This window comes from Paenibacillus sp. ACRSA (assembly GCF_022346845.1).
Lineage (GTDB): Bacteria > Bacillota > Bacilli > Paenibacillales > Paenibacillaceae > Paenibacillus.
In genome coordinates this window covers 1-25,564 of sequence record NZ_JAKRNP010000005.1, presented here as the reverse complement: position 1 = coordinate 25,564, position 25,564 = coordinate 1, and the positions used below count along the sequence as shown (strand labels likewise).

The window sequence follows — 25,564 nt, the reverse complement described above, 5'->3', positions numbered from 1 at the left end:
GGTCAGGCACCCCTTTCCAGCCTCTTCAGAGCCGTGCGCATCCCTGCGCCGTCCATTATTAGGCGAGCAAGTTCAGCCATACTTGCTGGGAAGCTTCCTTTTCGAATATTCTTACTGTCACTTAGACCTTCCAAATGTAAATATGCTGCCGCATCACGCCGATTGACTGCATCTAGAAACCCGGTTGTATAAGGAAGAATAGAGATTGAGCCCTTGTATCGGAAACGTCTGCGGATGTTACTTATCGATGCTTTAGCATTTGGATCATATTTGTTCAACACCAGATGTACCTTCTGATCACTCAAGTGGTTCGGCAAAATTTGTTCAAAGAACATCTCTAGCTCTCTCATATTCTGAGATAGGTTTACCACGATATAGTCGGCTTGCTCCAGCAATAAGGATTCATTCACGGCTGAGCTACCCGCATCTAGGAGTACCAAATCATAATATTCATTTGCAACCTGGAGTAAAGTCTTTAACGTTTCCTTGTGTTCTTTAGGGGATCTTTCGATCTGATTAATTCTGCCGGTCAACAGATCCAAACGCTCTTTAAGCAAAGGTTTAGTATAATCACGCAGATTATGCTTATTCAGACTTCCGCTGATGAACAAACGTTCAATTGCATCCCATCCCCCTTCCTCAAACCTAAACAGTGAATCAGCATCCTCAATCTCAGTTGTTGGAAGTGCAGCTTCAATACTGTTACCGGTCGAACCAGTGTTAACTAGCAATATTCTTGTTCTATAGTGGAGCGCCATAGCATACGCACTTATTAATACATTTGAAGTCGTGCCAGTACCCGCAAAAGGGCTCCAAAACGAAATAATACTCATGCCCTCATCCTCTCCGCTTCCTTCATCGTCCGACGACTGTAGACACTTTCCCAACCCGTCAGCTGCTCTACCAGTCGGCATAATGATTTCTTATAATTTCTAGATAAGGGCGCAAGTAACACGCGACGATGATGTTCGTTCTCCAATTTTACAGCTGCCGTCAATTCGTCCCACGGAAGAAGCAGCGCATCCCCTGTCCACACAAATGGACTTCCGTCCAGATACGCCCATAAGTAACGTTCTTCAAGCTTACAGTCAACCGCATTGATTAAAATACGTTGAAATGAAAGCTCTACCGGCAAAGACTGCTCTTCGAGAAGCTGCTTCAACCACAACTTGCCCCGTTCCAGATTGTATCGTTCGTAATTGCTTACCCAGACACGAATATCAGCAGCTAACCACAGATTTCTGGATGCAAAATGAGAGGTTTCAATATCATAAATAATATAATCATATGATTCGACCTTCTCTCCATTTGCTTCAATATGAGTCTCGAAAGCATTAGATGTCACAAAATGACTGGCGATATCGAACCCTTCGAACTCGGTAATTCGTAATGAATGCTGTACTTCCCCTGTCCAGTAGCCATACTTTTGCTGCAATGTTCCGTCTACAAGCAAGACACGCTTACCTGAAGCAGTCAAAATTTTAGATAAATAAAATAACAAGTCGTTTTTCTCACATAATCCAGCAAAAATCCATGTTTGCAATTGAAGTCACAGCTCCTTTCATTACTCTATAATTGGTTGTTAGGAGAAATATATTTCTGATATGTCTTTTGATTTCTACTATTCATTTCAGATTCTCTCTTATTTCAGATTCCCCTATTTATTCTCCACCTGTTAGGAGGGCCTTCTGCTCATCGTACTCTGTTACACCGGAAGTATAATTATTATTTGTGGCAGGGTTCGACGAATTGTCATGCCCCACACTAGCTGATCCATCATTCCAGATCACATCATTGGCCGTACTGTTAGTACCCGGTCTACTGTTATAAGAGACTGAAGACTGAGCAACATCCTGCTCCACGCCTTGTGAAGGTACTGTCATAGAAGCTGCTAGAGAGCTCTCTAACGAGTTCCTAACCTGTCTTGATAACTCTTGTTCGGCTCGACGGACAATATTGGGATCACTTTCTAACAGCTTCAACACCTCACTGTTGGCGGGATATGTTGGGATCGCTGCTGTCTGGAATTGAGGTTCAACATACGTCAGAGCGTAAATTGAGGCTTTATGTAAATAGGCATCTACGATCGCACTGGACAAGGTCAATATCTCCTCTTCCGTCATCGTGATCCATAACGTTGCTGCATTTAGACGCTCTACTTTCTTCTTGGATAATAGGATATAGTCCTGACCTGTCGGAAACTGAATCCGAATATCAATATTATCTCCTTTAGTGAGTGATGAAGGTAACAGAACAACTTGCAGTTCACGGTTTCTTAGATCGGGCGGTGCGGGCGTATCTTCATACACCATTTCCGTCGTAATAGCTGTTCCTTTTTTAAGCTCTATTTTGGCAATCTGACCATTCATTTGCTTCGTGCTAGACCATAAATTACGTGGAGCCTGTGCATCGGGAACGGCAACGAGCTTAATATCCTCAGACATAATTTTCTCGCCTGCCTCCACATCACGGATCGTCACCCAGCCCTGTGCCCCTGAATTCCATTGCTGCAATAATTCGGCTTCCTTTTGTTCATACGCGGATAAATAGTGGGACTCCATCTGAGTCCTCGTGTCACTCATCGTCTTCATGTTGTAGATCACGTATCCACCAAACAACAAACCTACCACACCGGCTCCAGTAAGACTGGCATAGATGAGTTGACGACTTTGCTTTCTTAATTTAGACAAAAAAGGGCTCTCCTCTCAAAATCTCCTCAAAATATCTAACTTCAAATATCTTTCAAATACCTATTCTCAGACCCCAGTTCTTCTTCGTGCAAAAAACGAACGCTTCTTCGGCAACTGCCCAATCATATGAGTGAAAATATGAGCAAATATTTTATCCAGATGTGGTTCTCGGTCAAATGGATCAATGTTCAACGGCAAACTATATACACTGGACGTATCCAGTGATTTTCGAATACGCTGGACAGCATCCGAAGATGCTAGTGGCAAACAGTATATCCACTTGTCTCTTGGAAAACGATGATTTGAACGGACAAACGCATGAATCTCCGCTTGTCTCCACTCGGCACCAGAACCAATCACGATTGGTAGATCAGCTCTAAGAAATTCCTCAAGTCGATTCTGATCCTGCCCACTTCCGAGATCCATAACGATGAATTGATAACTTCCACCCAGTAAAGACAAAATATCAGCTCGTCCGGATTGTTTCCAATAGTGCACACCATCAACCTCAAACTGTCTTCCCGATGATAACGGCTTACCTGATTGTATAATCTGTTGAATCCGTGAAAACGATTGAGAGCGTGGAGACATCTCGATTATAGCAACTTTGAAATTTTGCCTTTCTAAGTAGTGACTAATTGCGATAGCTGTATGGGTAACTCCAACACCGGATGAAGCTCCGGTCAGAGCGATTACCCTTGTTCCTCCACTCATCGTCAGCGTTGTTTCTCCCCCCGAAGTTGCTATTCCGGGCCTACGAAGTAACTCTTTACGCACTTCCTCCGCAGATTGAAATCGCTCATCCGGGCTCAGCCTAAGCAACCGCCTCACGACAGGGATATATGTACGAGGAACATCGCTACGAATCGCACCTTCAACCCCTTGAATCCACTCCGTATATGCACCAGAAGTCATTAAATATAGCATCAATGCTCCTAAGCCATACAAGTCTGAGCGCGCATCCGTCTGTCCAGAACCATATTGTTCAGGGGCAGCAAAACCAGCCGTCCCCAGCTTGACGGTGTCCTCAACGTGGTTATACTTATAGCTCCGCGCAATGCCAAAGTCAATCAGCTTCACTTCATCATCCGAGATGATCATAATGTTTGACGGCTTCAGATCCCGATAAATCACAGCTGGATTCAGCCCGTGAAGATAACTCAACACATCCAGAAGCTGCAATATGAATCCAGTCAATTGTTCCATCGGGATCTTGCCTTTGCACTTCTTAAAGTACTCACGAAGTGTCTCGCCATCAATGTATTCCATGACCAGATAAGTATATCCCTCTTCATCCGGAACGAAAAAATCAACAATCTGTGGAAGCCGAGGATGTCTCAGTGACGTTAACAACGCCGCTTCTGCCTCCATACTTCCTTCATAAGAGACGCTTGTTATGCTCTCTTTGATCGCCCAGAACTTACCTGGCAACTTCAAGTCTTCAGCCTTATATACATGACTCATCCCGCCTATACCCAAAACAGATATGATCCGGTATCTTCCGCCCAGCAGGCTGCCATGCTCCAGTCTGGCCGGATGTCTCATATGCCACACTCCTCTCTGACACAACAAAAAAGGGAAAGCTTCACCGAAGCTATGAACCAAAATCATTGGTTCATTCACTCCGGGATGCTTTCCCTTCAATTCGTTATGGTTAATATTGGTATCATTATAGTACATGCAATAATAGATTGTAAAGCTTAAAAATTTAAGTTCGTTCACGTACTAGATCGTTTCAACATAAAGTGCGTATTCAAAAAGGATGGTTTTCAGTACCGAGAAGATGGAATGAAGATAGAAATGGAGTAGCGGAGCGTAGGCAAACTACGTGAGCAACGGACATTTCGGCTGAATTCCATATTCGACGCTGAGATGCCGTCAGGCATCCCTCGTAATCAAAATTGTACTTTTTGAACAACCTCTTAAATTTCAATTCACTCTATAACGTTTACGTTAATACTTAATCATGTAAAGTGTAATCTCTTCCCGATTGTGGAACAACTGTTTAGAGCGTTGAATCTGCATGCGTGAGCGCTCAAATGTATCAATAACTTCCTTAATCAGAGCAAGTGGCTTCTTATGCAGCAGCTTCACTGTAACAACAGCGGTTCCGCCTGATTGTAGACTATATAGAAGGTCAGATACAAGGCGGCTCATCAACTTAGGACTCCAACTCATATCACATACAAGCAGGTCAAATTCTCCATCATGAAAACGAACATCCCCTGCATTCTTCTTCAAAAATGTCAATCGAGGTGACTGCAGCAGGGTTGCATCCATTTTGGCAGGGTCAACAGCTGTTACTTCTAGCCCACGTTCCAGCAAGAAAGACGTCCAACCACCGGGTGCAGCTCCAATATCTAACGCTTTGCGGAACGATGTAAAATCGATTCCAAACGTCTGCTCTGCTTCAAGTAGCTTGAACTTCGCGCGAGAAATCTGTCCTTCTTCCTTCTGAAAGCGGATCGCTCCGCCACTCCAATCAGAGAGGTTCTGTTCAGGCTTAGAAATCCCAGCATATAACGCATCACTTGAGACAAATACCGAAATAACAAAATCAGCATCGCGGATAACCCATTCGCAATTGAGTTCGTGCAACTTATCCGTTAACAATTGCTTCAATGAAGCAGCATTTTCCTCCCAGAAGGCTGACTCTGTTTTGCGAACCTGCAATACAACACGCTCACCCGTCAATTCGGATCGATTCAGAACAAAAGCAACAAACTTATCCAACGCTTCCTCTGAATTCTCTGTACTTTCTTGGAATTGAACAGGTTGAATATGTCGTAAAAACGTAGGAGACTCCTCTAACAGTTTCTTCGATACTTCTTCTTCAGCGACAGGTAGACCCGCCAATAAAATCTCACCTGGTACGACAACTGTGCTCTTAACTGCACCAAAAGCACGGCGCAGCTCCTCCTGAGCATATGGAGCAAATCCATGATTGGCAGTGCATATAAAGCGGGAAAAACTTCCTTCTCCCCAAGACGACTGTGTACTCAAATTGTGTTACCCTCCAGAACGTACGCGTATCCAAGGACGTCCATCATCCCACTGGATCTCGACCGGAATATCGTACGTAAGCTTAATTGTTTCTTCTGTTAATACATCGTGTTTAGGTCCTGCTGCAGCAATACGACCATCACGAATCAACGCCACATGTGTAAACAAGGGTACGATTTCTTCAACATGATGGGTTACATACACGACCGTTATATTACGCTTGCGTAGACGATCAATCTCAGCCAGCATTTTTTCTCGTTCGAAGAGATCCAAGCCTGCACAAGGCTCGTCCATAATTAGTAATTTGGGATCTGCCATTAAGGATCGCGCTAACATGACTTTTTTCCGTTCTCCCTGTGAGAGTGTTCCAAGTGCATGATTGGCTAGTTTGGCAAATCCCATCTCATCAAGAAGTTTCAACGCCTTCTCTTTAACTTCCTCTGGGATGGTCTGATAAAAGCGTAAAAATGCATACGCACCTGTAGCCACGACTTCCCATACTGGATCTCGCGGCGTGAGCTTTTCAATCAAGGTCTGACTGATATAACCTATTTCCTTACGCACTTCTCTAACATCACATTGTCCGTATAAATTACCAAGCACTTCTATTCGTCCATGGCTAGGGAACATATATCCATTCATCATTTCAAGTAGCGTTGTCTTACCAGAGCCATTTCGACCTAGAATGACCCAATGCTCACCTTCATGGATGTGTAGATCTACGTTATCAAGAATCTGAAGATCTTCACGTTTAAGTGAGACCTGCTGCATCTTGATTATACTCATTTTAGCACCGCCTTCCGAATTTCATTCAGCAAATGCTCTACTGAACTCATTCGATAGACCATTTTGGGCACATCCTGCTGTCCATCGAAGATCATTACCGCAGGAACACTCGAAATCTGAAATTGTTGAACAAGTTCAGGAATGTCATGAATGTTCATCTCAAACAGAATATCAGCCGGTAGCAGATGCTCAGCAATCTCCAGCATACGACGCGCAGCAGCACATGTACCGCATAGAGGCGTATATATAAATACAGCCTGCGGCACACCTTCCCATACACTGCGCATTAACATTTTGGATGTAATTGGCTTCATACGACATTGTCCTCAGCAGCCACTCGAAGCATAACTTCTCCTGTCATTGGCCCATTATGAATGGTTACATCGTTCGGTTTGTTATTATACAACATTTCATACATCTGCCGTTTGCCATACATGCTCGATGTATGCAAATAGATCTCACGTGGGTACAGCCCTTCTCTCACAATAGAAGCCGCCACTTCGCCGCCGTTCGGCGAATCTGGCCCCAACTCATAATCGAGAGATAGTATATTCACATCGCCCTCTCGAAGAAGCATCAGACACTCTTCAGCATTTATAGCTAATACAAACCCTTTCGGACAGGCTCTGTAATCATCCAAAAACACATGCATACAATCGCTCCTCTCCCCTGATTATAACCAGGAACGCATGAGCGAAAGATCATCGCGGTGCGTTCCATCTTCGCCTGATTCCGTCTCGAGCACGACAACGGCTTGTTGAAATTCAGACGAGCTGAGCAGCTCCTGCATCCCTTGTAGACCTATATACCCTTGCCCTATTCTGGCATGTCTATCTTTACAGGATGCAGATGCATACTTCGAATCATTAAAATGTACTGCCGCAAGCCATTCCCAGTATCCGAGCTGTCTGCCTTTCTCCAACATCGCACCTTCGTTTCCTCGATCCCACATGCCTGAAGCAAAAGCATGGCAGGTGTCAAAACAAAAAGCAATATATTCAGGAAACTGGCTAAGCTTACGAATTTGCACTAGTTCCTCCATTGTGGTTCCCATGGAGCCATGATCGCCTGCTTGATTTTCAAGCAGTATTTTGGCCTGCCCGGTCCAGTTTTGCAGAACCGTATCCAGACATTGAATAAGATTTTGATAACCCTCAAGCGGGTTAATACTCTTCATGTGACCAAAATGAACGACCGTTCCAACCGATCCGCAAGCCTCGGCAATCTCCAGATCGTTGCGGATCGATAAAACTATGGCATGAAACGCCGCCTCTCCTCGGGTCATGCCTATTGCTGGATTCGTAGGATACGGTGAGTGCCCTATGGACGCTATCCCATGCTGCTCACACCATTCCCTGCACTGTTTCGCATCACTCTGGTCGAAATCCTTCAGTACAAGACTTCGAGGGTTTTTCGGAAAATACTGAAAAGCTGTCGCTCCAATTCCATGCGCCCTCTTGGCTGCTTGAAGAAAACCTCCCCGCGTGCTCACATGTGCACCGATTCCTAGTTTAGGCCTCATTCTGGCAATTCGGACAGAAAAATGCCTTCTTGCCCGTAATCTCTACTCGCTCGATTGTTCCCCCACAGCGCAGACAAGCTTCCCCTTCACGATCATATACTCGGCACTGTTCATCATAACTACCTGTCTTCGTATCTCCGTTCATTAAGGGCATTTCCATATAACCACCCTCTGAAGCAGCTTCTCTTAACACGGATTGCATCGCATGATATAACCGCTCCGTTAGTTCAATCGAAGAAGCAATATTTTGCGTTTTGGAGCTTGGTCTCAATCCAGCTGCAAATGCAATTTCATCAGAGTAACAATTACCGATTCCTGCGATAATATGCTGATTAACTAGGGTTGTTTTGAGTGTACCCCTTCTTCCTTTCAGCAAATTCGCAAAACGCTCTGCATTCATACGACGATCCAGTGGCTCTGGGCCAAGATCCGACATCGCTTCTTCTGTTTCTTTCGAAGTAAGCAGGTGCAGATAACCCAAACGAAGGCCAATAAAGAACAACGTGTATTCTCCAAATTGAATTTCGACTTGTGTGGAGCGATCTGGACGCTCTTCTTCCGTGCCCCAGTATATCATTCCACCTAACATGAGATGAAGAACAAGCCGTTTCCCATTAGCTAAATGGAAAATAAGGTGCTTCGCTCTACGCTCGACAAAAATAACTCGATTTCCTACAAGCTCTTGTGAGAAAGCCTGAACTTCTTCATTAATGGATTTATCCCGATTAACAATCACACCCGTGATCGGTAAATCCAATATTTTTTCAGATAGTAATACTCTGTAATTTTCCATTTCCGGCAGTTCTGGCATGATAACATCTACCCCTTCTTGGATGCTTGGCCTGTCGTTTGCGACAGCCACTCAATCAGTTTATGCAAATCTTCAAACACATGATCAGGACGCGCCTTCGCCGCTTGAATATGTCCATCCATATTATCACGTGTCGTAACACCGGTGAGTACCAGCAACGTTTCACACCCCGCTGCCACCCCTGCTGCAATATCGGTTCGCATGTTGTCTCCAATTACAGCAACATCTTCGGCTCTTAGATTCAGGCGGTGAATAGCAGATCTCATAATAATGCTGGATGGTTTTCCGATCACCGTTGGCTGAACTCCGGTTGCTGCTTCAATGGCAGCTCCAATTGTTCCCGCGCCTGGCGTTAATCCATCGTCAGAAGGCAGTTGCAGATCTGGGTTGGTCATGATAAATTGAGCCCCAGCGTTAATCCACCGTAAGGCTTTAGTTAATTTAGCATAGGTAAACTCACGATCAATCCCCTGAATGACGTATTTCGGATCAATTTCAGTAAGCTCAAGTCCTACCCCATCAATAGCTTTCAACAATCCGTCTTCCCCAATACAAGCTACCTTAGCACCTGGAGATTCTTGAGCAACATACTCAGCTGCAGCTACTGCAGATGTACACACCTGAGAAGCTTTGGCAGGAATACCCATAGCATTTAGATGCTCCGCTACTCCTTCGGGTGTTCGTGAAGAGTTATTGGTCACATATAAATAAGGAATCCCCTGCTCGTCTAATGTTCGAATGAGCTTGTCAGCTCCTTCGATACGGTGCTTACCATGATAGAGTGTGCCGTCTAGGTCAATTAAATAGGCCTTAACCACACATAACACGCCCTTTCTTTAATTCCATTAACATTCCATGTCCTTAACTATAGAACCTAAAATCCAACGTGAAGCTATGTATGAAGTCTTAAACAGAGTGTTATCCCACTGAGTCACAACACGTCGAACTGAATCGAACACGGACATATGACATTGCGCGCCTTCTGTACAAGCTTGTCAATTCCTGCGCTTTCCCGGAAAATAATTTGATTTATTTCCCTGCTTATACTGCACATCCTACACGCTTTCTCGTCAGATTGCAAAAGGGACCTTGGGAGTAACTTTCCCGCAGTCCCGGTTCTTCATGAATTCCTCATTCACGCTTGATCAGTAGTGGATCAATCTGCTACAGAATTATAGTCCTTCCTTCCACGATGCCAGGGGAATCAGTTGATGCTCAATGGCAAGTAACGTATTCGGAAATAATTCCTGTGCCTCTTCCAAAAGTGGCCGTAGTTGCTCTTCATCTTTATAGCGTGAGCTAAAATGAGTCAAGATCAACTGCCCTACGTTCGATGCTCTTGCCGCTTCAGCCGCTTCTTGAGCTGTGCTGTGATAATACTCGTGGGCAGTATCGGCCAAATCATGCATAAATGTAGCTTCATGAACAAGCACATCCGCATCTTGAGCAAGTGTTCGCACATGATCACACGGACGTGTATCTCCTAGAATCGTAATGATTTTCCCACGTTTAGGTGTTCCCAGAACATGCTCCGGACGCACTAAGGTACCGTCTTCCAACGTAATCGTTTCACCACGTTTAAGCCGTCCAAACAGCGGACCTGGTTTCAATCCGTATTCCGCAAGCTTCGCAGAATCCAAGCTGCCAGGACGGTCTTTTTCTGTAATGCGGTACCCGTAGCTTTCAATTCGGTGCTCCAATAACTCAGATTCAACAATGAAGCTGTCATCTTCAAAAATTTTACCACCTGTATGCTCCACAATTGTAAGCTCATAGTTGATGCGAGATTGGCTTAACTCCATAGCGGTTGATACCATACGCTCTGTTCCCGGTGGTCCGTACAACGTCAAAGGTGTTGTCCCACCCTGATATGCTCTGCTTGACAGTAAACCCGGAAGACCAAATACATGATCTCCATGCAGATGGGTAATAAAAATTTTCTCCAATTTGCTCAGTTTAAGCGGAGAGCTTAAGATCTGGTGTTGTGTTCCTTCCCCGCAGTCAAACAACCATAACGCTCTTCGCTCGTCTAACATTCGAAGTCCTATGGAAGTTACATTCCGCTGCAGCGTAGGTACACCAGCGTTAGTTCCCAGGAAATATAGTTCCACTCTGGATCGCACCTCTTTCTGCTGCCAGCAAAAAGCCTCCGACAATGCGGAGGGCTTTGCCTGACCATTTTATTATACTATGCCTTTTCTACATTAAAATACTTCGCTTGTGGATGACTGAAAACCATGGCTGATACGGATGCTTCTGGTTCCATCATGAATCCTTCTGTCAGCTCCACACCAATATCCTCAGGCTGCATTAGCTTAAACAGCGGCCCTTGATCTTCCAAGTCTGGGCACGCCGGATATCCGAATGAAACCCGAATGCCTTGATAGCGTGCACCGTGACGTTGTTTCATGGTCATGGTTGCCGGATCTGGAAAGCCCCAAATATCCCGCATCATATGGTGAACCCGCTCAGCTAAACCTTCAGCGACTTCGAGCGCTACAGATTGCAGAGCATGTGAGCGGAGATATTCTCCTTCTTCCTTCCACTTCGTTGACAATTCACGTACGCCATGTCCAGCAGTCACTACCAAGAAACCTACGTAATCCATTTGACCAGATTCAACGGGCTTCAGGAAGTCTGCGAGACATAAGTAAGGTTCTACTTTTTGACGCGGGAACGTAAATGTATGCAAGATGTTACTTGTATCCTCAGGATCATAGATGATGACGCTGTTTCCACTGGATTGAGCAGGGAAGAATCGATACATCGCATGCGCCTGAATAATGCCGTCACGAACAGCTTCTTGCATAATTTCATCGACGACAGATTTCAGATCTGTTGCTTTCTGGTCACCTGACGCAAGGAGTTGCTCTACCGAACCACGAAGGCCAAGATGGTGACCTAACAGCATCTGCATATTCACATAAGGCAGAATATGAGATAGCGGATAGTTACGAAGCGTATGTCTTTCCAGATCTGGAGGTACTAACACTGGATGATCAATTGAGATATCAGAACGTTCTACCCGGGTAAGCTCTGGCAGTTGCTGAGTATTCTCTGAATTCGCAGCATCAGCTTCTTTTTCAGCATCCATCTCCACCTGCATCACTTCACGCGTTACAGGATTCATCAGCTTGTTCGCCAAATCAAGACCATCCATCGCATCCTTCGCATATACAACCATTCCATTATATTCTGGACGGATTCGGTTCTTCGTGAATTTACGAGTTAACGCAGCTCCACCTACCATGATCGGTACATCAATACCTGCTGTACGTAAATCCTGAGCCGTGACAATCATCTGCTGTGCTGATTTTACCAGTAGACCTGACAATCCAATTGCATCAACCTTTTCCTCACGATACGCCTCAATGATACGTTCAGGTGGTACTTTTATACCCAAATTAATGATCCGGTAACCGTTATTGGATAGAATGATCTCCACCAGATTTTTACCGATATCGTGAACATCACCTTTAACGGTTGCCAAAATAATTTTGCCTTTGACTGATGTCTCATTTTTCTCCATGAACTGCTCTAGATAAGCTACGGAAGCTTTCATCACCTCGGCACTTTGGAGGACTTCCGCGACAATAAGTTCATTGTTGTTAAACAGTCGCCCTACTTCCTCCATACCACGCATAAGTGGACCATTGATAACTTCAAGTGCTGAGTATTTGCCTAGAGCCTGTTCCAAGTCAGGAATCAGCCCTTCCTTACTTCCTTCAACAACGTAAGAGGCTAATCGTTCCTCAAGGGAGAGATTAGATATTTTCTCTTTTTTCTCTACCTTTTTATTACGGAACGCTGCAACGAAAGCTGCCAACGTATCATCATTCGTATTATATAGAAGCTCCTCGGAAAGTTTACGCTCATGCTCTGGGATCGACGCATACCGTTCGAGCTTTTCTGTATTTACAATCGCATAATCAAGGCCCGCCTTCGTACATTCATACAGGAATACGGAGTTCAATACTTCACGACCAGCCTCCGGAAGTCCAAAGGAAATGTTACTAATCCCCAGAATCGTGTGAACCTCAGGCATTGCTTCCTTAATTACGCGAATCCCTTCAATTGTTTCCTTAGCTGACCCGATGTATTGCTCGTCGCCCGTACCAACAGGGAACACCAGTGTATCAAAAATCAAGTCTTCTGGATTAAGACCATATTTGTTCACCAAAAGATCGTAGGAACGCTTGGCTACGTCAAGTTTATCTTCTCTGCTAATCGCTTGACCACGCTCATCAATGGTGCCGACAACAACTGCTCCACCATACTTGCGAATGAGTGGTGTAACCAGTTCGAATTTTTCTTCGCCATCCTCAAGGTTAATGGAGTTAATTATCGCTTTACCCTGAGAGTACTGAAGCGCAAGATCAATTACTTGAGCATCCGTTGTATCAATCATCAAAGGAACTTTAACCTTCTTCACGACTAGTTCAAGGAACTTCTCCATATCTTCTGCTTCTTCGCGATCCGGATCTTGAACACAAACATCGACGATATGAGCGCCACTTTTTACTTGAGCCCGGGCAATCTCGGAAGCTTCTTCATATTTCCCTTCAACGATCAGTCGCTTGAATTTCCGTGATCCAAGCACGTTTGTTCGTTCACCCACCATGTAAGGCCGATTGTCTTGTTCAACATAGACAGGATCAATGCCTGACAGTGCAGGCGGATGAGTTCCGTTCATTTGTCTTGGAGGATATTGGTCAAGCGTGTCTCGCATTGCTCGAATATGAGCAGGGGTTGTCCCGCAACACCCACCAGCAATGTTCAACCAACCTTGCTCGGCAAAAGCACCTATTTTTTGCGCAAGCGATTCAGGCGATTCATGATAGTTACCATTCTCATCTGGAAGGCCAGCGTTAGGATAACAACTCACAGCCACAGAAGCCATAGCAGATAGTGAGCGAATGTGGTCACGCATGAATTCCGGCCCTGTTGCACAGTTTAGTCCAACCGAAATTGGGTTAAGGTGTTCTAAGGATATATAAAATGCTTCAATGTTCTGACCAGCTAGAGTGGTACCCATAGGCTCAATCGTTCCCGAGATCATAAGAGGCAGTTTCACACCGCTCTGGTCAAAAGCCATTTGAATTCCAATGCTGCCTGCTTTTACATTTAAGGTATCCTGGGAAGTTTCAAGCAGTAGCGCATCAACGCCTCCCTCAATTAAAGCGAGAGCTTGCTCGAAATAGCTATCGATAAGTTCCTGGAACGTAGTGCCACCAGTAACAGATAGCGTTTTGGTAGTTGGTCCCATTGCTCCCACAACATACCGTGGAGACTCAGGCGTTGAAAATTTGTCCACCGCAGCTTTAGCAATTCTTGCGGCTTCCAAGTTAATCTCGCGGGCACGATCCTGAATATCGTATTCAGCCAGTACGACAGAGGTAGCTCCGAACGTATTGGTCTCGATCAAATCGGCTCCCGCCTCCAGATATTCTTCATGAATACGCTGGATAATGTCAGGTCTTGTAAGTACGAGCATCTCGTTACACCCGTCTAGATCTTCACCGCCAAAATCTGCGCCGGTAAGATCAACCTGTTGAATCATGGTCCCCATTGCACCGTCGAGGATTAATATTCGTTGTTTTATTGCATCGTGTAGACTAAGCTTATCCAATATCTTCACCCCCGCAAAACGTTAAATCTTAGTTTAACAGAAACTAACTTATTGTGAAAGATCGGTTTTAACCGTACTCTAGCGGTTTTTAGGCACACTGTGACAAAATGTGAATCGACAAAATTAGTTGCAGCCGATATAATATCAATTAAACCAAGTGGAAAAGAGGGAAAGAACATGGCTGAAATTGTAATCCGAAATACGAACGAACGTATCACTGGAGACGAGAATGTTCGAAATTTCTTAGACAAATATGAAGTATTATACGAAAAATGGGACGCGTCTAAATTGGACTCCGAGCTGCAAAATAACTTTGCACTTACGGATGATCAAAAAAGCGCAGTTCTCGAAACCTTTGACCATGAGATCAAAGACTTAGCTGCACGTCGCGGGTATCAGATTTGGGATGTAATCACGTTATCTGAACAAACCCCTGACATTGAGGAGAAACTCGCTAAGTTTGAAGAAATTCATACCCATGCGGAAGATGAAATCCGTGCAATCGTAGCGGGTAAAGGTATCTTTGTTATTAAAGCCACTGATGATGTAGGTTATTTTAATGTTGAGTTGTCTCCTGGAGACGTTATTTCTGTACCAGAAAGCACACCGCATTTCTTTACACTAATGGAGAATAAACAAATTATCGCTGTTCGACTCTTTATCGAGAAAAATGGCTGGATTGCTGATCCCTATCCAGATCCTACATTCATTAAACAAGCTCAAAATTAATCACATACAAGATTGTGTGTGCTCAACAAACCCCCTGTTCCGCGGAACAGGGGGTTTTGTGTATGAAGTCATTATACACCAGTTGTATTTTTTATATGAAATAATGTGGATATTTACTCTTAATCGTTTCCTGCTCCACCACAACGAGACGAAGATGCTGCTCCATTACTTCAACTGCTTGATCTGTCTTGTGTTCTGTAATAAGTTGATAAATTTCCTTATGCTGAGAAATGATATTGCTGGCGTTGGAAACCTCAGAGAGCCGCAATATCCGTAATCGATTAAAGGGAATGTTAAGCTGCTGAAGCATTTTCCAAGTTCTCATTTTCCCTGTAGCTAGAAATAGAATCTGATGAAATTCCTCGTCCAACTCAAACAATCTGTAAAAATTGTTTTTATCCGCACTCACTTCTTGCATCGCAATATTGGTTTCCATTTTGAATTTGTATTCATCATCAAATGAGGAACAAGCGAGCGTAACGATTTCTTTCTCAATCTTCTCTCTCATGAAGCGACCTTCTTCAACATGCTCCAGATTAATCTTGGAAACAATCGTTCCGCTCTGAGGAATGATATCCAGCAACTCCTCTTCGGCAAGCTTCATAAACGCCTCTCGAACTGGGGTTCTACTAACCTGCAATTCATCCGCAATTTCTTTCTCCGAAATTTTGGTTCCAGGTTCAAGCTCTAGATGAAATATTCGTTCCTTGATGAGGTTGTATGAATAAGCTCGGGTTGAGCCTCTAATCTTCTGGTGAAGTGACATCGTTTAACCTCTTTCTATCAGCCGTATCCACCCATACTACCACAAATTGCCGTCCCACTAAAACTAGGTCAGTGAAACGGCAATAGGTAATAGGTACATTCTAGATTAGATACTATTACTGATTATTTTCTTTGTACTTCTTGTACGTATCATTTGAGATCTCAATATATTGTGACAGGCCTTGTTTTTCTAACTCTTCTACAAATGTATCAAATTCTGAAATATCACGATCTCCTAAGATGAATTTTAGCGTATTCTGATCTGAGTAGTCCTTCAAGGGAGTGCTTAACAATGTTACCTGTTCACGGTCAATGTCAGAGTATGGGATAGGCGGTTCAGCCGGAATGACTTCCTTGGTATCCTTCATAGCCTGTTGGAACTTTAACTCTTCCTCGCTAAACATGGAGTGAAGCAGATCTGTCGTTCCGCCATAGGCAAATACACCACCTGAAAAGCCATAATCAATACGTAAATCCTTCGTTCCTTTTGGATTCAATCCGTTGTAATTCACTTCATCCGCTAATTTGCGCACACCATCTTGTTTGGTATACGTCTCTCCTTCAACACCCCATTTGGCAAATTCCTGACCTTCGTCACTGTAATATAACCAGTCAATAAATTGCAACGTTGCTTGAAAGTAATCGTTATCTTTAATTTTGCCTGAAATCATGACCCCGTTCTCAAGTCTAGAACCGGACATCAATTGACCTTTCGGCCCACCAGGTACAGTGATTTTGGCAATGGAGAAGTTCCCTTCACCTAATGTTTTGTTCATATCATTCCGGTGTAGTACAAGGGTTTGCGAGTTACCGTTAATCATAAAGGATTTACCAGATACAAATTTTTGAATAGCCTGATCATCATCTTGAGTAAAGCTCTCTTTGTCCAGAAGTCCCTCAGACACCAACTTGTTAAAGTACGTCAGCATCTCCTTGTACTCTGGTGTCGTTGCAGTATATACGAACTCATCCTGATCTTTCTTGTACGTCAAACCGTTACCAAATCCCCACCCACCTTTTGTTCCAAAGCCAGTGGCAGCAATGTTCAACGTGCTGTTGAATTCAAAGCGATCGGAGAACGGAATGGAATCGGGATAAATTTCTTTAAGCTTTTTAGCTGCGTCATATAACTCCTCCCAGGTCGAAGGAATAGCAATATTATTTTTCTCAAATAGATCCGTTCTGACAATCAGTGTATAATCTGGCCAGACTTCTTCATGAAGACCTGGGAGTACATAATATTTTCCGTCCTCTTGCCGCAATCCCTCAAGCTCATCTTCCAGTCCCCACTTCTCTACTTTATCCTTGAAGTTAGGCATCATATCAACATAATCACTCACTGGCAGAATCGCACCTGAGGATACAAAGGCCGACTCTTCACCTGGATACGTTTTGGGAATCACTAATGGCGCGTCACCAGAACTGATCAGAAGGGATCTTTTCTGTGAATAATCACTCATCGGAACAATCGTTGGATCCAATGTTACGCCCGTTAGCTCCGTGATCTTCTTAATCAATAGCCAATCCTTATTGTACGGATACGATGGATGATCACTATACAGGATTGGCAGCTTAAACGGTTCCGTTGCCTTAAACGTATCACCGACACTATACGATTCCATTGCCCCCAGCGTCTCAGGTTCTACTTTCCCTTCACTACCACCCCCGCTGCTACATGCTGCTAGAACAACACTCATCATTGTTGCCAAAACCATCTTGCCTACAAGCTTACGTGGTCTGTGTTTCATTTCGTTACCCCCTGCATGTGGTTTAAGTTTGGCCTTAAAATTCAAATGAGAACTATATCGAATTGGGACTATTGTTTAACTGACCCCAACATGATACCGGTTACAAAATATCTCTGAACAAATGGATAAATCGTGAGAATAGGTAAAATGGTAAGTACCATCGTGACGGATTTAATATTTGCGGCAATTTGAGTTAAGTTATCGGCCGAAGCACCTGCTGAAGCTCCACCGGTCGCGCCAGCGATCATATTACGCAAGTAAATCGTAACGGGAAACAATTCCTTTTTGTCGAGGTACAGGAATGCTGGAAACCAGGAATTCCAATGACCTACTGCATAAAATAGAACCATGGTTGCCATGACGGCTTTACTCAGCGGCAGTATAATTCTTAGCAAGATTCCATACGTATTCAGTCCATCAATAGCTGCGGCTTCCTCTAACTCCTCAGGCATATTTTCAAAGAATGATTTCATAATTAACATGTTATAGATACTAATTGCACCAGGAACTACAATTGCCCACATCGTATTGTTAAAACCAAGATAATTAATCAACACATAGTTTGGAATCAAACCTCCACTAAAGAACATCGTGAACACCGCAAACATCGTTAGAAATTTTCGTCCCATGAGTCTTTTCTTGGAGAGAGCATACGCAAAGATCGTTGTCATGAACATCGAAATCAGCGTACCAACAACAGTGTAGATAATTGTATTCTTATAATTGGTCCAGAACATGCTGTCCGCTGAAATCGTTTTGTACGTTTCTACATTAAAACCTCTTGGGAACAAACTTACTTTACCTGAGTTAATGTAGGACTCGCTGCTGAATGATTGGGCTACAACATTAAGGAACGGATAAAGCGTAATGAATACAACAAGGATCAGAAAAATGGCGTTAAATACTTTAAACACTTTATAAGATTTAGATTCAATCATGCTGCCCCTCCTCTACCACAAGCTTCGCTGTGTCAGTCTGCGTGAGATTGCATTAACCGAGAATACCAGAATCAATCCAATCACAGATTCAAATAACCCAATCGCGGTTGCATAGCTAAAGTTACCTGTACCCATACCGACGCGGTATAGATAGGTTGAAATCACGTCAGAAGTTTCATATATAAGCGGGTTGTATAAGAGCAAAATTTTCTCAAAACCAACAGCTAAGAAATTACCCATGTTCAATATAAGCAAGGTGACAATCGTTGGTAAAATACCTGGGATCGTAACATGAATCGTTTGTTTCCATCGATTTGCTCCGTCGATCCGTGCTGCTTCATATAGGGAGTCATCGATCGTTGTCAGTGCCGCAAGATACAAGATGGCTCCCCAGCCCATTCCCTGCCAGATTTCAGATGTAATATAGATGGTTCTAAACCACTCTGCTTTCTGCATGAACGGAATGCTCTCACCTGTAAAGAATGAGACTAGACTATTAATAGAACCATTCACTGAAGTCAATTGTAGAATCATACCTGCTACGATTACGATGGACAGAAAATGTGGAAGGTACGAAGCAGTTTGCACGAATTTTTTGAAACGTTTACTTTTCACTTCATTTAGTAAAAGAGCAAAAATGATTGGAACTGGAAAAGTAAATAGCAATGCGAGTCCACCTAACATTAACGTATTGCTAAATACTTTCCAGAAAGTTGGATCTTGTATGAACATTTGAAAGTATCTTAGTCCAACCCAAGTTTCCCCAAAGATGCTTCCCCCTGGTACAAAACGTCTAAATGCAATAATATTGCCGATCATTGGTCCATATTTGAAAATGATAAGGTAAATAATGGGTAGAATTAACAATGAGTATAACTGCCAATCCTTGCGGAACATTGCTCCCATTGTTCTAAGCTTGCTCTCTTTACGTAAAGATGTCATCGTTAGTGTGGCTTTAGCTGTTTCAGACTCCATGTGTCACTCACTCCGATCCCTATCTTGATAATGTAACTGAGAACCAAAACTTCGATTACAACTCCCACCTCTTCTTTGTGTTGAAGACTATACCAACAGACCAATCTCACCCCCACTACGGAATAAACAAGCTGTAAATGTAAGCGATATCATTTTATTGGGTGATGTTGCATTCTCTAAGCATTTTCCTCAGAGCAGCGTTGAATCTTTCTCTTCTGTATTCCATTTAACTGAATCAAAGTTATGTAAAGCGCTTACAAAAAAATGAAAATAAATATGGTATACTCAAACTTCTCATTAAAACCAAAATTTGAAATTCCGCTCATTACTTTTCCATATACTAGTCATACTAGTATGTTAGTTATATTCTAATCCAGGTAATACATTATTTCAATAACTTTTACAAAAAAAATAATCGTTCGCTATGCTCTCAATAGTTGCTGATTTCTTTTAAAACAAAAAAACATCAATGACCGTGCTGGATGAACTTCCATCTCAACACAAGTCATTGATGTTTGGTAATTAAACGACATCGTAAATCTCTTTAGAATGTAGCAATAATACGTTCCAATTCCGAAAGATGCTTAATCTCATGATCAGGTGTATACGTTTCGGCGTTCTCTTTGTTCTCACGATTAATCCATACTGACTTAATCCCAGTTGATAAAGCACCGCGAATATCCGTCGTGAGCTTGTCTCCAACCATCATACTCTCTTCAGGTTGAACACCTAATTGATCTAAAGCATACTGAAAGATAGATGGATCAGGTTTACCTTTACCAAAAGAACCAGAGATAATGATTTCATCAAAGAAAGGTACGATCTCAGGAACACCATCTAACTTCTCTTGTTGAAGAGCTGGACAACCATTCGTTAAAAGCAAAAGTTTGAACTTTCCTTGAAGATGACGTAACGTATCCATCGTTTCCTCATAGATATGAGGTCTAGATCTACGCTCTGCCCCAAACTGGGATGCCAATCTGTCCGCAAGATCTTTACGATCCACACCCAATTTCAAGAGACCACGATACCATGAATCCCTACGATACACTGGAGCAAGCTGCTCTAACTGGCGAAACTCCGGTTGATCACCACCTGTGAAGTTAGCCCACAGACCTTCAAATGGGTTAATTCCAATCATCTTGGTGAACGCAAATGTCTCGTAGGATTCATACAGATTCCGTGCTTCATTACGAACAGCTTCTTCAAGTTCAGCCGGATCAACGCCTGTCTCTTGCGCAGCTACAAGACAAGTTTCATGGAAAGCTTCTCTAACACTGCGCTCATCCCATAACAATGTATCATCTAGATCGAACAAAATCGCTTTTAACGTCATTACGGTCATCTTCCCCTTTATGCAGTAATTACTTTTGCTCGTAAGTTTCCACAGTAATCTGATGCGACTTAGCAAATCTCAAAAGACGCTCAGTAATCGCATCTGTATCGTAACGATTCAACAATTTAGTGAATACCCATCTCTTACCACGACCGTTGTGTTCAATGACAACTGAGCCAGGCTCAATTCGGAACTTCACGATATCGTCAACGCCGATCGACCGTTCACGGTTACCTTTGATTGTCGCAATCGTACTGTTTCCAATCTTAAGGTAAGGACGACGAAGGAGAAAGATCACTGCCAAAAATACGTACAGCAGCATAGTAACCCAATCCCAGGTTGTCATTGGAGCTTTCACAAGAAATGTACTCATAAACAGATACAGAAACGCAAGTCCTATCAAGAATATAGGGAACAACAGGCTACGACCTTTAAAAATATCGACTCCTGGTGTACCTGAAACTTGCTGACCACTCTTTTTGCGTTGTTGATTCAACTGCTTAGAATTTTTCCGAACCGTTCTCTCGAACGAACGAGCCATGAGAATCCCCCTTATTGTCTTTGTATCGGCTTACATGACTGTAAACCAAAAGTTCCCTCTTATAAGAAAAACGTCTATCGACGTACTTTCAAAGAAGACAGACCGCGCTCAGCTGAAGTTTTTCTTGCGATAATCGAATTGTTCAGCTTCACTGAAAACTTATAAATTCAATTATCTAAAAAAAACAGCATTCTCAAAATAACAGTAAGAAACCTAAATATCATAATGACATCATTAGGTTTCTCTAGTGTTTGAGTTTGCCTTGGCGGCCTTGATCCTTCTCATCATCCACAATTTCAATGGAATCCAACTGTTGTCTGAAATTGCTACGGATGTTGTTCAAATAAATTTCTCTAAGTTTAGCACGCTCAGCAAGCTCTTCCTCTGATAAACCAGTAGATTTTTGTTTGCGAGCCAACTCGTTAATACGTGCTACTAGGCTATCTATATCCAATCTTGTCCCCTCCAAAATTACAAAGTCATATTAACTTTGACATGATCAGGACGGGTTGTCAAGGTCGGTGGTGGCTGGCTGGTTAGAATCTACTCTTTATTGGGAAATCTGGGGCAAAACCAGTACTTGTCCAGCTCGAATTGTAGTCGACTGAAGTTGGTTCACTTGCTTAATTGCTTCTATATATACACGCGTGTCCATGCTTTCCGGTTTGTAATCTACAGAAATACTCCATAACGTATCACCTTCAGAAACTGCAATTTTTCCTCCGGGCAACAAATCGTTCTCATTCCCGGCAAATACAGTGAGCACTGTACTGCATCCAACGATTATAATGAAAGCCGCCAAAGAGAGTTTCAAAATCCAGGTTGGCATCTTCAGCTGTGCGAATGATTTTTGGAAATTACCTATGTTAGTCTTAACCGCTTCGGAATTTACTGGTTCATAAATACTTTGATAAGTTGAATATCTCATTAAAAATCGACCTCCAAACATTTGTTCCTATCTGTTGGAATCAATATAACACGAACATTTGTTTTGTTCAACAACTTTTTTAGAACAATTGTTCGCTTATTTTCCGCTTCATTTCCGACTTAATTCTTCCTCAAGTTGTTCCTTTAGTCGCAAGATGTATTTTCAATGCTTAAAATCCCATCTTTTTGTAGCAATTTTCTTGATTTTATCCCATTTCATTTAGAACTTATGTTTGTACGAACGGAGGTTCTATGTTATAATTTTCCCAAACGTTACTAAATGGGGTTGATACGGTATGTCGAAGATATCCAGCAGGCAACAGGCTATTCTGGAGTTTATACGCAATGAAGTCCGGTTGAAGGGGTATCCTCCTTCCGTACGGGAAATTGGAGAAGCTGTTGGACTAGCTTCCAGCTCTACGGTTCACGGACATTTGGATCGTTTGGAGAAGAAAGGTCTTATTAGAAGAGACCCAACGAAACCAAGAGCTATCGAATTGTTAAGCCAAGAAGAATCAGAGCACTCCCACCAGTTCGCTCACAGCGTTGCTCGCATTCCTGTTGTGGGTAAAGTAACTGCCGGTGTTCCTATCACAGCAACAGAGAACATTGAGGACTACTTCCCTCTTCCTACTCATTATGTAGGCGAACAAAAGGTATTTATGCTTTCTGTCGTAGGAGATAGTATGATTGAAGCAGGTATTGTAAATGGAGACTATGTGATTGTACGTCAACAACAAACTGCTGATAACGGTGATATCGTTGTTGCCATGACTGAGGATGACGAAGCTACAGTGAAAACCTTCTATAAAGAAAAGGATCATATTCGTCTTCAGCCGGAAAATGCCACATTTGAACCGCTACGCTTGAAGCATGTTAGCATCTTAGGTAAAGTTATTGGTCTTTTCCGCGATATTCATTAATAAGGTTTGATTTTCAGTCTTCAATTTCTACACATGAAGTGTAATACACAAAAGAGGCTGTCCTATTGTTTAGGACAACCTCTTTTTATTCGTTACTTTTAACTAATTAAATAGTTGACGATTATTTGCTACGTTTCATAATACTTTTGTGATGGGAGAACACATCAAAGCTTTGCTGTCCATGGTACGAACCCATACCACTTTCCCCCACGCCCCCGAACGGCAGGTAATGCGAAGTCATATGAGATAGCGTATCATTAATACATCCTCCACCAAAGGACACTTGATTCAGAACTTGCTCCTGTAATTGCTCATCTTGTGTGAATAGATATAACGCCAATGGTTTTGGACGACGAACAATCTCATCTAACACGGGTTTAAGATCTTGATAGGTCATGACCGGAAGAATCGGGCCAAAAATCTCTTCTTGCATTATTGCTGAACTCCAGTCAACATCCCCTAATACTGTCGGTTCAATAAGCAGTTGATCACGTTCAGAACGACCACCAATCAGCGCTTTACCATCTTCCAGGAATCTCGACACTCGATCAAAGTTACGGGCATTAACAATGTGTGGGAAATCAGAGTTCTTCATTACGTCATTTCCGAATTTGTCCTGAATCTCTTCTTGAATTAACGCAATCAATGCATCATGCACCTGTTCATGTACAAACAAATAATCTGGTGCTACGCAGGTTTGTCCAGCATTGAGGTATTTACCACGTACAATACGCTGAGCCGTAAGCTTCAGATCCGCATCCTTGTGAACAATGACCGGGCTTTTGCCTCCCAGTTCCAACGTAACCGGAGTCAGATGTTCAGCAGCAGCTTTCATGACGATGCGTCCAACACCCGTGCTACCTGTAAAGAAAATATAATCAAAATGTTCGTTTAATAGCTCCGTGCTTGTCTCAACTTCACCTTCCATGACTGCAATGTACTCTCTAGGAAATACATCCTGAATCAGATCGTAGATCAGATGAGAAACTGTTGGTGTTAATTCAGATGGCTTAATAACGGCACAGTTCCCCGCTGCAATTGCTCCAATAAGTGGCCCAAAAGCGAGTTGGAATGGATAGTTCCAAGGTGCAATGATTAGCGCAACTCCGTACGGTTCAGCATATATGGTACTCACTCCATCAGTTATAGCTTCAGCTGTAGGTACAGATTTAGGCGTAGCCCACTCCGCTAAATGCTCCAATGCAAAATCTAATTCGCCGAGTACGATTCGAATCTCAGAGCCATATCCCTCAGCCTCTGATTTATTCAGATCAGCACGTAATGCATCTAATATGCGCTGCTGATATTTATCGATTGCTGCTCTTAGTTGCTGAAGAGCACGGATACGATATTCTACGTTTTTAGTTTGACCTGTATAGAAAAATGTCCGTTGTTCGGAAACAAGTTGCTTCGCTTGATTCATATTAACATCTCCAATTAATGAGTTTTTTAGTTTTAAAAAATTAAATTGTTCAAAATATAAATGAATTATAACTTATTCATATGGAACTTTCAACATATTAATAGCATTATGCTATTTTACATTAATGATCACTAATCATCCAAGATCATACCTTAAACCTAGGAGCGTAACTATACATATATAAGGCTACTACAACACACAACTATGTACACAGATAAAAGAGTGAAAAATAACATTACTCCTTCCCCTTACATTATGATGCAATATTGATTGCTAATTTGAATATCTACTGTAATCTTTACACTCATACAAGTATTGCTCACAAGTAGTACTTACTACTAACCGATCTTTGATATTTCACTATAAATATACGTAACCAATCGATTGAGTATTTATTTATTTATGTCCCTATGTACTTAAATAAAAAAACCTATCAGCCTTAGGCTATAGGTTGAATTATCCTGTACTATTCAATATGTGATCTTTTCAACAGATCTACGTCCACAGCAGCTGACATCTTTTGTGCAGATGAAACATTCAGATAATACTCTCCAGTTGACCATGACTTTTCATTAGAAAATGTATGTATTTTCCCATCTGCTGGAATCGTACCAGACATTGCCGCATTACCCGTGTTCGATCCGTGGTTTATTGTAAACGTGACTGGCTTTGTGCCTGAGTTTATAAAATCTATTTTTACATGACGGATTGTAATATGAAGTGCGACACCTACTGAAAATAAATAAAAAAGGGCCCATGGCCGGATTCGTGTAGAATGAAGGTTCCTACACCACATTCACACAAGGAGAATCCACCAT

24 protein-coding genes are annotated in these 25,564 nt (G+C 42.7%); 2 read left to right on the top strand and 22 right to left on the bottom strand.

Annotated features, from left to right (window positions below; genetic code table 11):
• Nucleotides 1-2: 2 nt before the first annotated feature.
• The 13 genes from MH215_RS15845 to metH form a co-directional block, all read right to left on the bottom strand.
• The gene (locus tag MH215_RS15845) at nucleotides 3-833 is read right to left on the bottom strand and encodes a CpaE/TadZ family protein (RefSeq protein WP_239291387.1); all 831 of its coding nucleotides are present in this window, start codon (nucleotides 831-833) and stop codon (nucleotides 3-5) included.
• Nucleotides 830-1,543 carry a hypothetical protein gene (locus MH215_RS15840; protein ID WP_239291386.1) on the bottom strand — a complete coding sequence of 238 codons (714 nt, stop codon included), beginning with the start codon at nucleotides 1,541-1,543 and terminating at the stop codon, nucleotides 830-832. Before MH215_RS15840 ends, MH215_RS15845 begins: the two co-directional genes overlap by 4 nt.
• 118 nt (nucleotides 1,544-1,661) lie before the next feature.
• A complete protein-coding gene (locus MH215_RS15835) occupies nucleotides 1,662-2,690 on the bottom strand; it encodes an SAF domain-containing protein (protein WP_239291385.1) in 1,029 nt (342 codons plus the stop codon).
• Nucleotides 2,691-2,756: 66 nt separating this feature from the next.
• Nucleotides 2,757-4,235: a serine/threonine protein kinase gene (locus tag MH215_RS15830; RefSeq protein ID WP_239291384.1), complete on the bottom strand. Its 1,479-nt coding sequence runs from the start codon at nucleotides 4,233-4,235 to the stop codon at nucleotides 2,757-2,759.
• A 408-nt stretch (nucleotides 4,236-4,643) separates the two neighbouring features.
• Entirely contained in the window at nucleotides 4,644-5,693 is a 1,050-nt protein-coding gene (locus tag MH215_RS15825) for an SAM-dependent methyltransferase (RefSeq protein WP_239291383.1), read from the bottom strand.
• Nucleotides 5,694-5,699: 6 nt separating this feature from the next.
• Nucleotides 5,700-6,479 (bottom strand): ABC transporter ATP-binding protein, encoded by a 780-nt coding sequence (locus MH215_RS15820; RefSeq protein ID WP_275446188.1) that lies wholly within the window; start codon nucleotides 6,477-6,479, stop codon nucleotides 5,700-5,702.
• Complete coding sequence (locus MH215_RS15815; RefSeq protein WP_239291382.1) at nucleotides 6,476-6,793, bottom strand: thioredoxin family protein; 318 nt, start codon at nucleotides 6,791-6,793, stop codon at nucleotides 6,476-6,478. Before MH215_RS15815 ends, MH215_RS15820 begins: the two co-directional genes overlap by 4 nt.
• On the bottom strand, nucleotides 6,790-7,131 hold the full coding sequence (locus MH215_RS15810; RefSeq protein ID WP_239291381.1) for a cyclic-phosphate processing receiver domain-containing protein: 342 nt from the start codon (nucleotides 7,129-7,131) through the stop codon (nucleotides 6,790-6,792). Before MH215_RS15810 ends, MH215_RS15815 begins: the two co-directional genes overlap by 4 nt.
• Nucleotides 7,132-7,152: 21 nt before the next feature.
• A complete protein-coding gene (locus MH215_RS15805; protein ID WP_239291380.1) occupies nucleotides 7,153-8,001 on the bottom strand; it encodes a deoxyribonuclease IV in 849 nt (282 codons plus the stop codon).
• Complete coding sequence (locus tag MH215_RS15800) at nucleotides 7,991-8,812, bottom strand: Fpg/Nei family DNA glycosylase (protein WP_239291379.1); 822 nt, start codon at nucleotides 8,810-8,812, stop codon at nucleotides 7,991-7,993. Before MH215_RS15800 ends, MH215_RS15805 begins: the two co-directional genes overlap by 11 nt.
• A gap of 8 nt (nucleotides 8,813-8,820) precedes the next feature.
• A complete protein-coding gene (locus MH215_RS15795) occupies nucleotides 8,821-9,630 on the bottom strand; it encodes a TIGR01457 family HAD-type hydrolase (RefSeq protein ID WP_239291377.1) in 810 nt (269 codons plus the stop codon).
• A gap of 354 nt (nucleotides 9,631-9,984) precedes the next feature.
• A complete protein-coding gene (gene rnz, locus MH215_RS15790; RefSeq protein ID WP_239291375.1) occupies nucleotides 9,985-10,923 on the bottom strand; it encodes a ribonuclease Z in 939 nt (312 codons plus the stop codon).
• A gap of 77 nt (nucleotides 10,924-11,000) precedes the next feature.
• Nucleotides 11,001-14,381 (bottom strand): methionine synthase, encoded by a 3,381-nt coding sequence (gene metH / locus MH215_RS15785; protein WP_481857453.1) that lies wholly within the window; start codon nucleotides 14,379-14,381, stop codon nucleotides 11,001-11,003.
• A gap of 237 nt (nucleotides 14,382-14,618) precedes the next feature.
• Here metH and MH215_RS15780 point away from each other — a divergent pair, with 237 nt between their 5' ends.
• Entirely contained in the window at nucleotides 14,619-15,170 is a 552-nt protein-coding gene (locus MH215_RS15780; protein ID WP_056689982.1) for an acireductone dioxygenase, read from the top strand.
• Nucleotides 15,171-15,261: 91 nt separating this feature from the next.
• On the opposite strand, the gene MH215_RS15775 is transcribed toward MH215_RS15780, so the two are convergent.
• The 8 genes from MH215_RS15775 to yneA form a co-directional block, all read right to left on the bottom strand.
• Nucleotides 15,262-15,936 (bottom strand): GntR family transcriptional regulator, encoded by a 675-nt coding sequence (locus MH215_RS15775; RefSeq protein WP_056689979.1) that lies wholly within the window; start codon nucleotides 15,934-15,936, stop codon nucleotides 15,262-15,264.
• A gap of 115 nt (nucleotides 15,937-16,051) precedes the next feature.
• Entirely contained in the window at nucleotides 16,052-17,683 is a 1,632-nt protein-coding gene (locus MH215_RS15770) for an ABC transporter substrate-binding protein (RefSeq protein ID WP_239291373.1), read from the bottom strand.
• 68 nt (nucleotides 17,684-17,751) lie between these two features.
• Nucleotides 17,752-18,621 (bottom strand): carbohydrate ABC transporter permease, encoded by an 870-nt coding sequence (locus MH215_RS15765; protein ID WP_239291372.1) that lies wholly within the window; start codon nucleotides 18,619-18,621, stop codon nucleotides 17,752-17,754.
• Nucleotides 18,622-18,633: 12 nt separating this feature from the next.
• Nucleotides 18,634-19,563, bottom strand: coding sequence for an ABC transporter permease (locus MH215_RS15760; protein WP_056692423.1), 930 nt, complete (start codon nucleotides 19,561-19,563; stop codon nucleotides 18,634-18,636).
• Nucleotides 19,564-20,140: 577 nt separating this feature from the next.
• Nucleotides 20,141-20,932, bottom strand: coding sequence for an HAD family hydrolase (locus MH215_RS15755; protein WP_239291371.1), 792 nt, complete (start codon nucleotides 20,930-20,932; stop codon nucleotides 20,141-20,143).
• Between the two features lie 28 nt (nucleotides 20,933-20,960).
• Nucleotides 20,961-21,473 (bottom strand): hypothetical protein, encoded by a 513-nt coding sequence (locus MH215_RS15750; RefSeq protein ID WP_056689969.1) that lies wholly within the window; start codon nucleotides 21,471-21,473, stop codon nucleotides 20,961-20,963.
• 244 nt (nucleotides 21,474-21,717) lie between these two features.
• Nucleotides 21,718-21,927 carry a DUF896 domain-containing protein gene (locus MH215_RS15745; protein WP_056689967.1) on the bottom strand — a complete coding sequence of 70 codons (210 nt, stop codon included), beginning with the start codon at nucleotides 21,925-21,927 and terminating at the stop codon, nucleotides 21,718-21,720.
• Nucleotides 21,928-22,023: 96 nt separating this feature from the next.
• Nucleotides 22,024-22,401: a cell division suppressor protein YneA gene (gene yneA, locus MH215_RS15740; RefSeq protein ID WP_239291370.1), complete on the bottom strand. Its 378-nt coding sequence runs from the start codon at nucleotides 22,399-22,401 to the stop codon at nucleotides 22,024-22,026.
• Nucleotides 22,402-22,696: 295 nt separating this feature from the next.
• Here yneA and lexA point away from each other — a divergent pair, with 295 nt between their 5' ends.
• Nucleotides 22,697-23,323: a transcriptional repressor LexA gene (gene lexA, locus MH215_RS15735; RefSeq protein WP_056689962.1), complete on the top strand. Its 627-nt coding sequence runs from the start codon at nucleotides 22,697-22,699 to the stop codon at nucleotides 23,321-23,323.
• Nucleotides 23,324-23,444: 121 nt separating this feature from the next.
• Here the strand turns inward: lexA and MH215_RS15730 are convergent, their stop codons facing one another.
• A complete protein-coding gene (locus MH215_RS15730; RefSeq protein WP_239291369.1) occupies nucleotides 23,445-24,746 on the bottom strand; it encodes an aldehyde dehydrogenase in 1,302 nt (433 codons plus the stop codon).
• Nucleotides 24,747-25,564 lie beyond the last annotated feature (818 nt).